The following is a 14,220-nucleotide window of genomic DNA, read 5'->3' as shown; positions in this document are numbered from 1 at the left end:
CGGGCTGCTTCTCCTTAGCTGCCGCGGCGAGGGCCTGTAGTCGAGGCCGACCCCCTCCCCGCGGAGTCTGGCGTTGCGCCGTCGGCCGCCCCACCGGCCTCCGCGTCACCCGCGGACCTCCCGAGGAGCCCACGCCACCATGGTCAACCGTCAGCAGCCCAGTTCCATGCCGGTCCGCAAGTACGGCCAGTACGAGCAGGTCGACATCCCCGACCGCACCTGGCCCGAGCAGCGCATCACCGCCGCCCCCCGCTGGCTCTCCACCGATCTGCGCGACGGCAACCAGGCCCTGATCGACCCGATGTCGCCCGCCCGCAAGCGCGCCATGTTCGACCTGCTGGTCAAGCTGGGCTACAAGGAGATCGAGGTCGGCTTCCCGGCCTCCGGCCAGACCGACTTCGACTTCGTGCGCTCCATCATCGAGGAGGAGGGCGCGATCCCGGACGACGTCACGATCTCCGTACTGACCCAGGCCCGCGAGGACCTGATCGAGCGGACCGTGGAGTCCCTGAAGGGCGCCAGGCGCGCCACCGTCCACCTGTACAACGCCACCGCGCCGGTCTTCCGCCGGGTCGTCTTCCGCGGTTCCAGGGACGACATCAAGCAGATCGCCGTCGACGGCACCCGCCTGGTGATGGAGTACGCCGAGAAGCTGCTGGGCCCGGAGGCTGATGGCACGACGTTCGGGTACCAGTACAGCCCCGAGATCTTCACCGACACCGAGCTGGACTTCGCGCTGGAGGTCTGCGAAGCGGTGATGGACGTCTACCAGCCGGGACCGGGCCGCGAGATCATCCTCAACCTGCCGGCCACCGTGGAGCGTTCGGCACCCTCCACGCACGCGGACCGCTTCGAGTGGATGCACCGCAACCTCTCCCGGCGCGAGTACGTCTGCCTGTCCGTCCACCCGCACAACGACCGCGGCACGGCGGTGGCCGCGGCCGAGCTGGCGGTCATGGCCGGCGCCGACCGCGTCGAGGGCTGCCTGTTCGGCCAGGGTGAGCGCACCGGCAACGTCGACCTGGTCACCCTGGGCATGAACCTGTTCTCGCAGGGCGTCGACCCGCAGATCGACTTCTCCGACATCGACGAGATCCGCCGTACGTGGGAGTACTGCAACCAGATGGAGGTCCACCCGCGCCACCCGTACGTGGGCGACCTGGTCTACACGTCCTTCTCCGGCTCCCACCAGGACGCCATCAAGAAGGGCTTCGACGCCATGGAGGCCGACGCGCGGGCCAAGGGCGTCACGGTCGACGACATCGAGTGGGCGGTGCCCTATCTGCCGATCGACCCGAAGGACGTCGGCCGCTCCTACGAGGCGGTCATCCGCGTCAACTCGCAGTCCGGCAAGGGCGGCATCGCGTACGTCCTGAAGAACGACCACAAGCTGGACCTGCCCCGCCGGATGCAGATCGAGTTCTCGAAGATCATCCAGGCGAAGACCGACGCGGAGGGCGGCGAGGTCACGCCGAAGGAGATCTGGTCCGTCTTCCAGGACGAGTACCTGCCCAACCCGGACAACCCCTGGGGCCGCATCCAGGTCAAGACGGGCCAGTCGACCACCGACACCGACGGCGTGGACAGCCTGACGGTGGAGGCCCAGGTGGACGGCGAGGACACCGTGCTGACCGGCTCCGGCAACGGCCCGATCTCCGCGTTCTTCGACGCCCTCCAGTCCATCGGCATCGACGTGCGCCTGCTGGACTACCAGGAGCACACGATGAGCGAGGGCGCCTCCGCGCAGGCCGCCTCCTACATCGAGTGCGCGATCGAGGACAAGGTCCTGTGGGGGATCGGCATCGACGCGAACACGACACGTGCGTCGCTGAAGGCGGTCGTCTCCGCCGTCAACCGGGCCGCCCGCTGACCACCCTGACCGGCGTTTTCCCGGTCCCGGCCGCCCATCGAGGCAGCCGGGGCCGGGATTTTTGCCGTCGTTTACCGGCCAGGTCACGGAAAGGTCTCGTCCCGGGTACTGACTCAGCCTCACCGATGTGGCTAACATCACGCCCACGTGGCGATGTTGCCGCGTGGTTACGGAGGTGCGACGTGCTGCCAGTACGGGGACGAAACGGCCGTGCCGTCAGGCTTGCCCGCATACTGGGCACCCGTACCGCCTGGACACCCGTGGGCGACGGCGAGTTCTTCTGCCCCGGCTGCGGCGGTGACCGCAACTACCAGCGGCTCACCGGCCGGCGCCGGTTCACCGTCCTCGGGGTGCCGCTGCTGCCGCGCGGCGCGGCGGGTCCGGTCGTGGAGTGCGCCGCCTGCACCGGCCGCTTCGGCACCGACGCCCTGGACCACCCGACCACCATCCGCTTCTCGGCGATGCTGCGCGACGCCGTGCACACCGTCGCCCTCGCGGTGCTCTCCGCGGGCGGCACCTCCTCGCGCACGGTCCTGGAGACGGCCGCCGCCGCCGTGCGCGCCGCCGGTTTCGCCGAGTGCACCGAGGAGCAGCTCGCCGCCCTGGTCGACGCGCTGGCCGCGGACACCGGGCGGGTCTACGAGGACCAGCCGTGCGCCCCCGGGCTGACCATAGAGCTGCACGAGGCCCTGGACCCGCTGGCCCCCCACCTCGCCCCGGCGGGCCGCGAGGCGGTCCTGCTCCAGGCCGCCCGCATCGCCCTGGCCGACGGCCCCTACACCCCCGCCGAGCGCGACGTCCTCGCCACGGTCGGCGCGGCCCTCACCATCTGCGCGGACGACATCGACCGCCTGCTGGCAGCGGCGGCCCGCACCCCGTCCTGACCACCGGCCCCCGGCGGCGTCCGAATGCCACCCCGACCGGCTCCCGGCACGCCCCGGACACCGCCCGGCCACCGGCTCCCGGCAGGATCCGGACGCCGTCCCGCCCACCGGCCACCAGCCCCCGGCAGCATCCGGACGCAGCCCCAGCCACCAGCCCCCACCAGCCCCCGCCACCGCCCGCCCGGCCCCGCCGACCCGGGCCCTACAGCAGCCCCGCCGTCGCGAGGTGGTCGCGTACGTGTGCCACCTCCTGTTCCGTCAGCGGGAGCTGCGGTCCGGCGGTGGCCGGGCAGTCGATGATTCCGCGCAGATGAAGGGCCGCCTTCAACGGGCCGGGCGCCGCGGGTCCCGGGCCGCCGGTCCGGGTGAGTGCGAACAGCGCGCACAGCCGCTCCTGCTCGGCCCGCGCCCCCTGCGCGTCACCGGCGCGCGCGAGGCGGTAGAGGCGTACGAAGCCGTGCGGGTCGACATTGGCGAGCCCCGGCACCGCGCCGTCGGCGCCCAGCGCCAGCGCCACGTCGACCAGCCGCTCGGAGCCGGTCAGCACGCTGAACCCGGCCGTACGCGAGTCCGCGCGCACCCCGGCGGCGACCTCCCGGAAGCCGTCCAGCTCGCCGCTGGAGTCCTTCAGTCCGGCCAGGACGCCCTCCCCGGCCAGCTCCAGCACGAGAGCGGCGGGCAGCTTGGTGTGCACCGCGGCGGGGATGTCGTAGGCGAGCACCGGGACCGGGCTCGCGGCGGCGACGCGGCGGTAGTGGCGGGCGGTCTCCGCCGGGCGGGCGGCCGCGTAGAAGGGCGCGGTCACCACCACGGCCCGCGCGCCCGCCGCCGCGACCGCGGCCACCTGGTCGAGCACCCGCGCCGTCGTCATGTCGACCGCGCCCGCCAGCACCGGCAGCCCCGCCCCCACGTGCCCGGCGACCGCCTCCACCACCTGTGCGCGCTGCCGGTCCGTCAGGAACGCCGCCTCCGACGTCGTCCCGAGCACGAACAGTCCGTGCACCCCGCCCGCCACCAGATGGTCGACCAGCCGCAGCAGCGAGCCCACGTCCACCTCGCCCTCCGGCGTCAGCGGTGTGCACACGGGCGGGACGACACCGGTCAGCGGCGCGGGGAAGGTCATACGGGCTCCCGGGAGCGGTGGCGGTCGACGACAACTGCCTTGTATCGTCGCCGCGCCACCACACGTCCGAGGGGAGCGCCGCGCCCGTGAACGAGCAGTCCGCGCCCCCTGGCGGGCACTCCGCGCCCCCCTGGGACGAGGACGCCCCCGGTGTCCTGCGCCTCCCGTCCGGCCGCCTGGTGCGCGGCCGGGGCCTCAGCCGCCCCCTCGACCCGGCCGCCCCCGCCCCCACCTGCGGCGTCTTTCTGCTCGGCAGACCGCCGCCCGGCTTTTCCTGGGAGTCCCACTGGCTGCGCCGGCCCGACTTCCGGCTGCCCGCCGACCGGGAGGCGGCCCGCGACCTGTTCGCCCGTGCCTGGCGGCGCACGGCCACCGAGCGTGTCGAGTTCGCCTGCGCCGGCGGTCTGGGCCGCACCGGCACCGCCCTGGCCTGCCTGTCCGTGCTGGACGGCGTACCTCCCGGGGACGCGGTCGCCCATGTGCGCGCGCACTACGACCGGCGTGCTGTGGAGACGCCCTGGCAGAAGCGGTACGTGCGGGACTTCGCGCCGCCGCGCCCGGCCGGGCCGCTCAGCGGCCCCGGGTGAGGTCGAGGCGCAGTATCCGCCGGTGCATCCCGGGGCCGAAGTAGTCCGGGCGCAGGCCCCCGTCGGGTTCCTCGGGACCGAAGCCCAGGGAGCGGTAGAGGAGTATCGCGGCCCGGTTGGTGGGCTCGACGGTGAGCCGGACCTGCTCGATCCCGGCGCGGCGCAGCCGGTCCAGGACCGCCGTCATCAGCTCCCGGCCCAGCCCGTTGCGGCGCCGGTCGTGGGTCACGCCCAGGCCGAGGATCCAGCTGTCGCGGCCGAGCGCCGTCGTCCCCGCCAGCACATAGCCGCGCAGCCGGCCCGTCCCGTCGTCCAGGACGAGGAAGTGCTCCGCGTACATGTCGTAGAGCTGGCGCAGCAGAAAACCGGGGTACGCGACCTCTTGGAAGACCTCCGCGTCCAGCCGTTGCAGTTCGGGCAGGTCGGACTCGTGCACCCGGCGCAGGACGAGCGGCAGCGAGGCCGGGAACGGTGCGGTGAGCTGCTCGTGGCGGTCGAGGAAATGCTCCAGCGGTTCGGCGGTCATGCCACCCCCAGTCAGGACATGCGGACGTCAATCCGGCGGAAGCCGGCGCGCTCACCCGAAGGACTGAGGCCCGGATGTGGCGGCCGGCTGCTCGTTCTGCCACAGTGGAGCCTCCAAGTTCCGTACTGCAAGGGCCAGTTGGGGTGTGCGCCCGGATGTGCTGACGTGCGCCGGGGTGCACCGGACGCGTCCCGCGGTGAGGGACCGGCGTGTTTGCGGCGGGTCTACGGTGCGGGGGACGAGGTCCGCCAGTCGGGGCTGCCGGCGTCCAGGGGCCCGCGCACACGGACCGGCTCGCAAGGAAATGGAACGCGGCAGGGTGACTATGGATCGCAACGCTGATGCCCCGTGGTCGAAGTTCGATCCTGAGGTGTACGTCGACAACAACTACCGCACGCCGCTGGAGGCCGACCTCCACATCGTGCGCCTGCTGCGCGACTACTTCAGCCGCTGCTTCGCCGGCTCCGGCCCCGCCCTCGCGCGGGGCGTCGACGTCGGCGCGGGCGCCAACCTGTATCCCGCGCTGTCCATGCTGCCGTGGTGCGAGAAGGTCCTCCTGCTGGAGTACGCGCCGCCGAACATCGAGTACCTGAAGCGGCAGACCGCGCCCGGGGGCCTGGGCACGGAGTGGGACGCCTTCTGGGACGTGCTCACCGAGGCCCCCGCCTACCGCGGCGTCGACCCGCACAGCCGGGTCGGCGAGATCGTCCGGGTGGAACGGGCCAACCTGTTCGACCTCGACGGACGGCGCCGCTGGGACATCGGGACGATGTTCTTCGTCGCCGACTCGATGTCCGAGTGCCCCGAGGAGTTCCAGCGGGGCGTGCGCTGCTTCATGGAGGCGCTCGCGGGCGGGGCGCCGTTCGCCGTGGCGTTCATGAAGGAGTCGGTCGGCTACCGCGTGGGCGAGCACCGCTACCCGGCCTACCGGGTCAACGAGGAGCGGGCCAGGCGGGCCCTGGAGCCGTTCACCGCCGAGCTGGAGCTGCACGATCTGCACCACGTGGTACGGCCCGGACACGAGGGCATGATCCTCGCCCTGGGACGGCGCAAAGAGGAGATTGCCGCTCCGTAGGAACGGGGACCATGTCTGGGCGTGAGGGGCGCCGGCACGGGCGACGGCACAGGACAACGGGATCTGTACGAGGGGTACGGGGATGCAGATCAAGCCACGGCAGCATCTGCTGGACATCTGGCGGGCCACGGCCCGGCACTCGTTCGAGGACGGCAAGCTCCTCACGGGCGACACCGACGGGATGAGCAGCGTCGCGGACGCCGAGCGCCTGCTGTGCCTGCTGTATCCCGCCACCGAGGTCCCCGCGTTCCGCGTCGACCAGCCCGACACCACCGAGCGGGACGTCCTGCGCGCCGTGGAGCGGGTCGGCAGCCGCCTGGAGATCCCGCTCAACCTGATCACCGCGCTGACCCAGTTCATGCGCACCCACACCGGAGCCGACGACAGCCCCACCTTCGCCGGCGGGCACTACTTCAAACCGGCCGAGGCGGGCGGCGAACTCACCCACGACCAGGCGCAGCTGGGGGTGGTGGACTCCTACTCCATGTCCGTCACGCTCTGCCTGGCCACCCTCGGCTTCCTCAAGGTCTACGAGACCACCACGACCCGCCCCGAGGTCCGCCGGGCCGTCGGGGAACTGCGCGAGGCCACCAACGCCCGGCTGACCTCCGCGATGATCAGCCTGCTGCGCTCCTTCACGGTCAACGTCTTCGACGCCGAGTCCGAGCAGGGCAAGCGGCTGATCCGGGTCATCGGGCAGAACCGCCAGTCCGACCGGGCCGTCCTCCAGCAGTTCGCCCGCCGCTTCCGGCCGCTGCGCGCCACCATCATCGAGAGCCTCACCCGCGGCATCCAGGTCGACGAGAGCATCCGCGACGAGAGCCAGCTCTTCGAGTGCGGCTGGGCCTGGGGCGTGGTGCGGGACGCGCCGCGCGTCACCGACCTGGACGTCCAGGTCCCCGGCCAGCCCGACGGCATCGCCGACCGGCTGCCGTACGTGTACTTCACCGTGGTCGCGCTCGACGGCATCCAGGACCTGTTCTCCGAGCGCACCCTCACCCTCGGACTGCTCGACGCCGACCAGCAGAAGCTCTCCGAGGCGCTGCGCCTGCGCTGGGAGCTGAGCCAGCAGTACTGGTCCGCCGTCGCCCGCTTCGGCAGCGAGCGCTGGCCCCTGGAGGACCTGCCCTGGCAGACCACCGGCCTGCGGCTGGAGTCCGAGTACTTCTCCCTGACCGTCGCCGCCATCCTCGTCCACGACCTGGTCCGCCGGAAGGCCACCGACGACGACCTGACCCGCACGGTCGCCATCATGGAACGCCTGGCCGACCGCGGCCGGGTCACCAGCCGGATGACCCGCAACGACCCCGCCATCGGCCTGCACCACCCCGGCGTCACCATGCCGCTCGCCGGTTCCGACCGCTCCGGCGGCCTGCTCCTGTGGCGGATGACCGACTTCTCCGCCCAGCTCCTCAAACGGATCGTGCAGCTCGCCGAGCTGTCCCGGAACATCGACGCGCAGGACCGCCTGCTGCGGCTGGCCGAGCAGACCTTCGAGCACCTGTGGAACCGGCGGATCCAGGACGGCGCGGGCATCGACCTCTGGGACGACGTGCGGACCGTCTACCCGGACGCGCGCGGGACGCCCCCGCGCATGTCCTGGAGCATCACCGAGCGCATCGTCGAGTGTCTGGTGGCCGCCCGCAACCTGTACGAGCAGCAGCCCATCCGCAGCCCCGAACTCGCCCAGCTCGCCCGGGAACTGCTCAGCGAGGCCACCCACCTGTTCGGCCAGGAGCAGCTGGAGGCGGCCACCGGCACCGACAGCGGCCGGGGCCGGACCATGCGGAGCATCGAGAGCCGCCTCGAACACGCCCGCAGCCTGCTCGACGACCGGCCCGCCACCGCCTTCGCGCTCGCCCTGCCCGTCCTCCAGGAACTCGACACCCTGGCCCAGGCCAGGGGCGCCGCCACGCAGGAGGTGTGAGCCGTGCTCGTCTTCGCCGCCTCCGACAAAGGAGGCACGGGCCGCTCGGTGACCAGCGCCAACCTGGCCTACCAGCGCGCCCTCAGCGGCGACCACGTGGCCTACGTGGACTTCGACTTCGGCTCGCCGACCGCCGCCGCCGTCTTCGACGTGCCGGGCGCCATGCGTGGCATCACGGAGCGCGGCCTGCACTCCTACCTGGAGGGCGAGGCCGCCGAGCCCGCCAGGATCGACGTCTGGCGGCAGACCGAGCACCCGCTGCTGCGGGCCCGCCCCAACCAGTCCGGCCGGCTGGTCCTGCTGCCCGGCGACGCGGGCGGCGGCGAGTTCGCCACCGGCGAGGAGGCCCTGGAGCGGTGCGTGGACCTGCTGCTGCGGCTGAACACCGAGTTCGACGTGATCGTCGTCGACCTCAGCGCGGGCCGCAGCTACGCCGTCGACATGGCCCTCGCTGCCACCGCCCACCCCAGGATGCGCAACGTCCCCTTCCGCTGGCTGGTCTTCCACCGCTGGACCCGGCAGCACGTGATCGCCGCCTCCGGGCTGGTCCACAAGGAGAACGGCATCATCAAGGGCGGCGTGGCCCGCGGCCACGACGAGCAGGCGCTGCGGGCCGCGATCCGCTTCGTACGGGCCGCCGTACCGGATCCGGAGTCGCCGCTGTGGTCGCACGGCTCGTCCGCCCAGGCCGCCTGGATGCAGGCATGCGACGAGACACTGCGCAGGCTCGCCGCCGAGCACCGCATCGGGGACAGCGTCGTCGTCGGCATCGTCCCGCTGGAACCGATCCTCCAGTGGCGCGAACAGCTCATCACCGAGGAGGACGTGCTCTCCACCCAGATCGCCAACAAGGAGACCCTGGAGGCGCTGGAGGAACTGGCCCGGCGGCTGACGGACGATACGTACTGGGGGCAGCTGTGACGGAGGCCGTGTTCCGCGAGACCGCGGCCGAGCCGCGCACCCAGGCGGTGCCGCTGTCCCACCTGTCCCTCGAACTGGGCCACCTCTACATGGAGGACTTCGAGGCCGGTCCGCAGCGGCTGCGGGACCACTTCGAGCAGGTGCGGCCCTGGGCGGAGGCGGCCCGCGCCGCCGCCGCGGCCCGCACCGGCGGCCGGCGCCCCCGGATCAGCACCTGCTTCCTCATCGACGACTACTTCACCCGCTTCTCCAGCCCCGCCGAACTCGTCCCGCTGCTGCTCGCCGAGGCCGAACGGGCCGGGCTGGGCGTCGACTACCTGGCCCGCGAGTCCGGCTGCGCCGTCACCGGCGAGGTGCCCGTCGCCCAGGCCGTGGCCGCCCGGCTGGTGGAGGAGCCCCCGCCGGGCAGCCACGGCGCCCGGCCGCCCGCCGCGCAGACCGGCTGGCTCGCCAACGGCGAGCGCAGCCCCGCCGCCCGCGCCCCGCAGGCGATGAAGACCGCCGCCGCCTGGCAGCCGCCCCGGGAGACCGCGGCCCGCCGCCACTCCGTCTTCCTCGACGCCGAGCTGTGGAGCGACGACGCCGAGGGGCGGCGCACCTGGTCCTGTCCGTTCCTGGCCGCCGTCTGGCAGCTCGGCCGCCTCGGACTGCTGCGCCACGAGGGCGCGCCCGTCTTCGACCCGCACCGGCCGTCCGGCGCGGGCTTTCCCGACGACTGGGACGACCTGCCGCCGCTGCTGCGCCTGAACGAGCGCGCCGACCCGTTCGCCGCCTACCGGACCTGCTCGGTGCTGCCCAGCCGGTTCCTGCCCGTCGAGCACGCCGTGCGGGTGGTCCTCGACCAGACCGACGTGGACCGGGGGGCGCTGGACCAGGTGGCCGAGCGCTCCGCCCGCGAGCGCGTGACCGTCCCGGACTCGGTGGCCGACCGGGTCTCCTACGTCTTCTACGCGGGGCCCTGACATGGCGGACACGCCCCCGGGCGGGACCGGGAACACCGTGCTCGCCTGCGGCGAGGTCCGCACCTGCCTGCTGCCCGCCGGACAGGCCCTCGACATCCGGGCCGCCGACCGGCTCCTCGCGCTGCGCGCCGGTGAACGCGTCCTGCTCTCCGAACGCCCCAACCTCTACGCGCGCTCTCCCGAGACCCTCACCGGCGTCGACTGCCCGCTGCCCAGCGCGGGCGGCGCCGTCCGGGCGGTCGGCACGGTCGCCGCGCGGGCCGCGCTCACCGAGGGCCGCGTCCTGCAGACCTCCGCGTACTTCCGGCTGGCCGCCACCGGCCCCGACCAGCGGCGCCCCTGGGGCCAGTACCTGGTACGGCCCGGTCTGCTGGAGCCGTTCGGGAAGGCGCCGCACGAGGCGGTCGCCCGGGGCGTGCTCGGCGGCGGACGCCCCGGCGATCTCGACGTCGGCCTGATAGCCGACGCGCTGCTCACCCGGCTGCTGCGCCACCCCCTGCTCGACCAGCGCCCGCCCCTGCGCTCCCGGCCCACCCGGCTGCGCTGGGCGGCCCTGCCCGCCGAGGGGGAGGCCCGGCCTGCCGTCGAGCGGTTCACCCTCGCCGAGGACGAGCTGCGCACCGTACGGCTGCGGGTGCCCGAGGGCACGCCCGCCGCCGACATCGCCGGACTCTGCGACGACCTGGCCCTGCACGACTGGCTGCTGACCACCCTGGTCCGGCTGCTGGACGGCATCACCCTGGGCGCCCCGGCGGAGCCGGTCCGCGCGAGAGCGGCGGCGCGGGACCGCCCCTGTGTCGTCACCGTGCTGCGGCCCGCCGTCGACCACCTGCTGCACCTGTGGATGCCGCGGGCCCGGGTGGCGGCGGAACTGGCCCCGCTCTGGGACGTCCTGGAGGAGCGGCCCGGCTTCACCCGGCAGTGGCGGGCGCAGGTGCAGCGCATCCGCGACCAGCTCACCCTGCACGCGATCCCCGCGTCGCACCGGGAGGTGGAGCCGGTCCCCTGACCGGACGCCCGCCCGGGTCCCCCACGGCACCTCACCGCATCCCGATCCGACGCGTATCCCAACGGGGGGAGAAGCGAGATGAGCACGGCACAGACACCCCAGCCCGAGAACACGGCCGCCACGGACGCCCCGGACGGCCCGGCCGCCGGGGCCGGTGCGGCGGCGCCGTCCGGCATCGCGAACCGGCTCCGAGCGGCCCTCGCCCCTCACCCGGCGCGGGCGGCCCGCCCCGGCCCGTCCCGGTGGGCGCGCCGGATCGCGGCCGGTGTGGTCACCGGCGCGCTCGCCTGGTCCGTCACGGCGGTACTGGCCCCGCACACCGCGCTGTCCCGGCAGGCTGGGGCCGCCGTCCTGTGCGCCACCGCCGCGGTCCTCGTGCAGCACGTCCTCGGTCTGGACCGGCGGCTCGACGAGCACGCCGGGGCGCTGGCCGCGCACACCCGGGACACCGAGGCCCTGCTGAGCGGGGCCGCCGACGCCGTACGCGACGGTCTGCGCCGCCACGACGACCGGCTGGACACCGGACTGACCCGGCACACCGCCGACATGCGCCAGCTCGTGGAGAGCCGGATCGCCGAGGCGGACCGGTCCGCCGGGCCCTACCTCCCGCCCGCCCAGATCCGCGTCGACGGCGTGCCCGAACTGGCCAAGGGCTTCGCCGAGGTGCTGGCCCCCGGCACACCGCTCCTCTACACGTTCGTCCGCCTGGAGATGGGCCGGGTCGTCGGCCACATGGCGGACCTGGCCAGTCTGAGCGCCGAGTGCCCCGGCGAGAACCACGACTGGCTGCTGTCCCTCACCCGGGCCGCCGAGCACTCCATCTGCGCCACCAGCACCTCCGTGGACCGCGAGTTCTGGAACAGCGAGCCCGCCAGCCGCTACCTCCAGGCGCAGCGGGAGGCGGTGGAGCGGGGCGTGAGCGTGCGCCGCGTGTTCCTGCTGGAGAGCGCCCGCGAACTCGGCGACCCGCTGTTACGGCTGTGCGAGGAACAGGAGCTGCTGCACATCGAGGTGCGCGTCTCGATCCTGCCCGAGCTGCCGCCGCTGCTCCAGCGCGGCACCACCGACGACTTCATCGTCTACGACGAGGAGGCGTCCTTCGAGATCGACCAGGACCTGCGGGACGTCAACGTCCGCACCCGGCTCATCGCCCGCCACGACCACGTCGAGGACCGCATGAAGCGGTTCCGGGAACTGTGGGAGGCGGGCATGAGCGTGCGGGAACTGGAGGTCCGGGTCGACGACGAGGAGGACGGCACCTGGATGGTCGACGCGGTCGAGCCGGGCTGAGCGCGGCCCGCGCGGCTCAGCGGCAGTACACGTCCCCCGCCGGGCGCTGCCCCGTCGCCAGGAAGCGCGAGACGGTGCGGTCGCCGCAGGGGTTGCCGTTGGCCAGGTAGGCGTCGTGGCCGATGGAGTCCACGGTGACCATGACGGCGCGCCGGCCGAGGGCCGCACGGAGTTTCAGCGCGCCGCCGAGCGGGGCGGCGACGTCGCGCCGGTTCTGGACGAGCAGCACACGGGACGGGCCGCGGTCGGTGACGCGGACGGGGGCCTCGCGGGGCGCGGTGGGCCAGGCGGCGCACAGCATGGCGTTGCGGGGCATGCCCGCCGTCAGCGGGTACGCGGCGCGGCTGTCCGCCACGTCCTTCTCGTACGCCGCCGCCGAGTGCGGCCAGGCCACGTCGTTGCAGAGGGTGCCGGCGCCCACGGCCGCCACGTTCTGGAGCGCCTCCTCCGGGGGCGCCTGCGGCGCGGGCGGGACGGTGCCCTGCCGCGCGGCCTGGATCAGCTTCGCCAGGGCCGGGTAGTTCTTCGGCGCGTAGAGGCTGTCCAGCAGGGTCTGGCGCAGCACGTTCCCGTTCAGCTCCTCGGGGTTCGCGCCGGGCCAGGGGATCGGGGCGCGGTCCAGGCGGGCGGCGAGGTCCAGGAACAACGGCCGTACGTCGGAGGCCCGTTCGGCCAGGCGGTCCGGGTTGCCGGGCCGCGACGCCCAGGCCGCGAAGTCCGGGAAGGTGTCCTCCACGCCCTGCTCGTGCGCGCCCAGCCAGGCGCGGTTGACCTGCTGCGGGTCCGGGTTGTCGTTGCTGTCCAGCACCATGCGGTCGACGCGGCGCGGGAAGAGCTGGTTGTAGACGGCGCCGACGTACGTCCCGTACGACACGCCCCACGCGGACACCGTGTCCTCGCCGAGCGCGGCGCGCAGGCGGTCGAGGTCGCGGGCCTCGTTCGCGGTGCTCAGGTGCTGGAGCAGCGGCCCGGCGTTCTTCGCGCAGGCGTCCGCCATGCGCCGGGCGTCGGCCAGGTTCCCGTCGATCGACCCGTCGGCGGCCGGCCACGGGCGCAGCCGGGACGTCGCCAGGTCGGCGTGGTCGAGCCCGCAGTCCACGGCGGTGGACGGCGCGATGCCGCGCGGTGCGAAGCCGACCAGGTCGTACTGGTCGCGGACCGCCTGCGGCAGCTTCTGCCCCTTGCCCGAGGGGTCGTTCAGGCTGGAGCCGCCGGGGCCGCCCGGGATCAGCAGCAGCACCCCGTGCCGCGCGGCCGGCTTCTCGCTCGCGATGCGCGAGACGGCGACCGAGATGTGCGGGCCGCGCGGATCGGCGTAGTCCATCGGGACGTCGAGGGTCGCGCACCGCTGGCGCGGATCGAGGCCGTCGCCCTCGCACTTCGTCCAGGTGAGGGTGGGGGCCGGGGAGGGCCGGGCGGCGGCCGACGCGGTCACGGGCGCGGTGACGCCGAGCAGGACGGCGGAGGCGCCGACGAGTGCGGCGTTGCGGCGAGTGAGGACGGTGCGGCCGGTGCGGCCGGTGCGGACACGGATGCGCTTGCTCTGGGTCATAGGAGGAGCCTCCCGGACCGGCCCGGCCCGCTCCATCCGGCCAACTGGCGGGCCGTGCCGGGGGTTTACCCCCTCAGGACCCCTACGGGCTCAGTGCGCCAGGAGCACCAGCGCGAGACCGGCGGCGGCCGGGACGGTCTGGACGAAGAGGATCTTCCGGCTGGAGGTGGCGGCCCCGTACAGGCCCGCGAGCACGACGCAGGCCAGGAAGAACACCCGCGCCTGGAAGCCCACCGGGTCGGAGGCGAGCGCGCCCCAGATCAGCCCGGCGGCCAGGAACCCGTTGTAGAGGCCCTGGTTGGCGGCGAGCGTCTTCGTCCGCTCGGCGAACTCCGCGGTGGTGCCGAAGGACCCCCGCACCCTCGGCACCGTCCACAGGAACATCTCCACACCCATGATCAGAAGGTGCACACAGGCGTTGAGCCAGACCAGGACGGCCGCTGCGATCGACATGCCGACCATGATCGCCCGTCGCGGGCCGCTTGCCCAGGGGC

Annotated in this window: 13 protein-coding genes; 9 read left to right on the top strand and 4 right to left on the bottom strand. The window is 73.7% G+C overall.

Annotation, left to right across the window (positions count from 1 at the left end; all coding sequences use genetic code 11):
* Positions 1-139: 139 nt before the first annotated feature.
* The gene (gene leuA / locus A8713_RS09860) at positions 140-1,870 is read left to right on the top strand and encodes a 2-isopropylmalate synthase (protein ID WP_064533083.1); all 1,731 of its coding nucleotides are present in this window, start codon (positions 140-142) and stop codon (positions 1,868-1,870) included.
* 182 nt (positions 1,871-2,052) lie between these two features.
* Positions 2,053-2,754, top strand: a complete 702-nt coding sequence (locus A8713_RS09855; RefSeq protein WP_064533082.1) for a TerB family tellurite resistance protein — start codon at positions 2,053-2,055, stop codon at positions 2,752-2,754.
* 202 nt (positions 2,755-2,956) lie between these two features.
* Here A8713_RS09855 and A8713_RS09850 read toward each other — a convergent pair whose 3' ends face one another.
* Positions 2,957-3,877, bottom strand: coding sequence for a dihydrodipicolinate synthase family protein (locus tag A8713_RS09850; RefSeq protein ID WP_064533081.1), 921 nt, complete (start codon positions 3,875-3,877; stop codon positions 2,957-2,959).
* Between the two features lie 86 nt (positions 3,878-3,963).
* Here A8713_RS09850 and A8713_RS09845 point away from each other — a divergent pair, with 86 nt between their 5' ends.
* Positions 3,964-4,464 (top strand): protein-tyrosine phosphatase family protein, encoded by a 501-nt coding sequence (locus tag A8713_RS09845; protein WP_064533080.1) that lies wholly within the window; start codon positions 3,964-3,966, stop codon positions 4,462-4,464.
* Here the strand turns inward: A8713_RS09845 and A8713_RS09840 are convergent.
* Complete coding sequence (locus A8713_RS09840) at positions 4,448-4,990, bottom strand: GNAT family N-acetyltransferase (protein ID WP_064533079.1); 543 nt, start codon at positions 4,988-4,990, stop codon at positions 4,448-4,450. The genes A8713_RS09845 and A8713_RS09840 overlap by 17 nt on opposite strands.
* Positions 4,991-5,315: 325 nt before the next feature.
* Here A8713_RS09840 and A8713_RS09835 point away from each other — a divergent pair, with 325 nt between their 5' ends.
* The 6 genes from A8713_RS09835 (at position 5,316) to A8713_RS09810 (ending at position 12,174) form a co-directional block, all read left to right on the top strand.
* On the top strand, positions 5,316-6,065 hold the full coding sequence (locus tag A8713_RS09835) for an SCO2525 family SAM-dependent methyltransferase (RefSeq protein WP_237305334.1): 750 nt from the start codon (positions 5,316-5,318) through the stop codon (positions 6,063-6,065).
* Positions 6,066-6,147: 82 nt separating this feature from the next.
* The gene (locus tag A8713_RS09830; protein ID WP_064533077.1) at positions 6,148-7,992 is read left to right on the top strand and encodes an SCO2524 family protein; all 1,845 of its coding nucleotides are present in this window, start codon (positions 6,148-6,150) and stop codon (positions 7,990-7,992) included.
* A gap of 3 nt (positions 7,993-7,995) precedes the next feature.
* Entirely contained in the window at positions 7,996-8,913 is a 918-nt protein-coding gene (locus A8713_RS09825) for an SCO2523 family variant P-loop protein (protein WP_064533076.1), read from the top strand.
* The gene (locus tag A8713_RS09820; protein WP_064533075.1) at positions 8,910-9,875 is read left to right on the top strand and encodes an SCO2522 family protein; all 966 of its coding nucleotides are present in this window, start codon (positions 8,910-8,912) and stop codon (positions 9,873-9,875) included. The genes A8713_RS09825 and A8713_RS09820 overlap by 4 nt, the downstream gene beginning before the upstream one ends.
* 1 nt (position 9,876) lies before the next feature.
* Positions 9,877-10,884 (top strand): SCO2521 family protein, encoded by a 1,008-nt coding sequence (locus tag A8713_RS09815; protein WP_064533074.1) that lies wholly within the window; start codon positions 9,877-9,879, stop codon positions 10,882-10,884.
* A gap of 78 nt (positions 10,885-10,962) precedes the next feature.
* On the top strand, positions 10,963-12,174 hold the full coding sequence (locus A8713_RS09810) for a hypothetical protein (RefSeq protein WP_064533073.1): 1,212 nt from the start codon (positions 10,963-10,965) through the stop codon (positions 12,172-12,174).
* A 16-nt stretch (positions 12,175-12,190) separates the two neighbouring features.
* On the opposite strand, the gene A8713_RS09805 is transcribed toward A8713_RS09810, so the two are convergent.
* Both A8713_RS09805 and A8713_RS09800 read right to left on the bottom strand, forming a co-directional pair.
* On the bottom strand, positions 12,191-13,726 hold the full coding sequence (locus A8713_RS09805) for an alpha/beta hydrolase (RefSeq protein WP_064533072.1): 1,536 nt from the start codon (positions 13,724-13,726) through the stop codon (positions 12,191-12,193).
* Positions 13,727-13,816: 90 nt separating this feature from the next.
* Complete coding sequence (locus tag A8713_RS09800) at positions 13,817-14,179, bottom strand: DUF1304 domain-containing protein (protein ID WP_064537393.1); 363 nt, start codon at positions 14,177-14,179, stop codon at positions 13,817-13,819.
* Positions 14,180-14,220 lie beyond the last annotated feature (41 nt).

Origin of the sequence: Streptomyces sp. SAT1, from assembly GCF_001654495.1 — a bacterium.
In the GTDB taxonomy this organism is placed as follows: domain Bacteria; phylum Actinomycetota; class Actinomycetes; order Streptomycetales; family Streptomycetaceae; genus Streptomyces; species Streptomyces andamanensis.
This window is presented reverse-complemented; position numbering and strand designations above follow the sequence as displayed.

Bases quoted from the DNA above. Each gene is read 5' to 3' on its own strand.
- leuA (WP_064533083.1), top strand. From the start codon at position 140: ATGGTCAACCGTCAGCAGCCCAGTTCCATGCCGGTCCGCAAGTACGGC.
- A8713_RS09850 (WP_064533081.1), bottom strand. From the start codon at position 3,877: ATGACCTTCCCCGCGCCGCTGACCGGTGTCGTCCCGCCCGTGTGCACA.
- A8713_RS09840 (WP_064533079.1), bottom strand. From the start codon at position 4,990: ATGACCGCCGAACCGCTGGAGCATTTCCTCGACCGCCACGAGCAGCTC.
- A8713_RS09835 (WP_237305334.1), top strand. From the start codon at position 5,316: ATGGATCGCAACGCTGATGCCCCGTGGTCGAAGTTCGATCCTGAGGTG.
- A8713_RS09830 (WP_064533077.1), top strand. From the start codon at position 6,148: ATGCAGATCAAGCCACGGCAGCATCTGCTGGACATCTGGCGGGCCACG.
- A8713_RS09815 (WP_064533074.1), top strand. From the start codon at position 9,877: ATGGCGGACACGCCCCCGGGCGGGACCGGGAACACCGTGCTCGCCTGC.
- A8713_RS09810 (WP_064533073.1), top strand. From the start codon at position 10,963: ATGAGCACGGCACAGACACCCCAGCCCGAGAACACGGCCGCCACGGAC.
- A8713_RS09805 (WP_064533072.1), bottom strand. From the start codon at position 13,726: ATGACCCAGAGCAAGCGCATCCGTGTCCGCACCGGCCGCACCGGCCGC.
- A8713_RS09800 (WP_064537393.1), bottom strand. From the start codon at position 14,179: ATGTCGATCGCAGCGGCCGTCCTGGTCTGGCTCAACGCCTGTGTGCAC.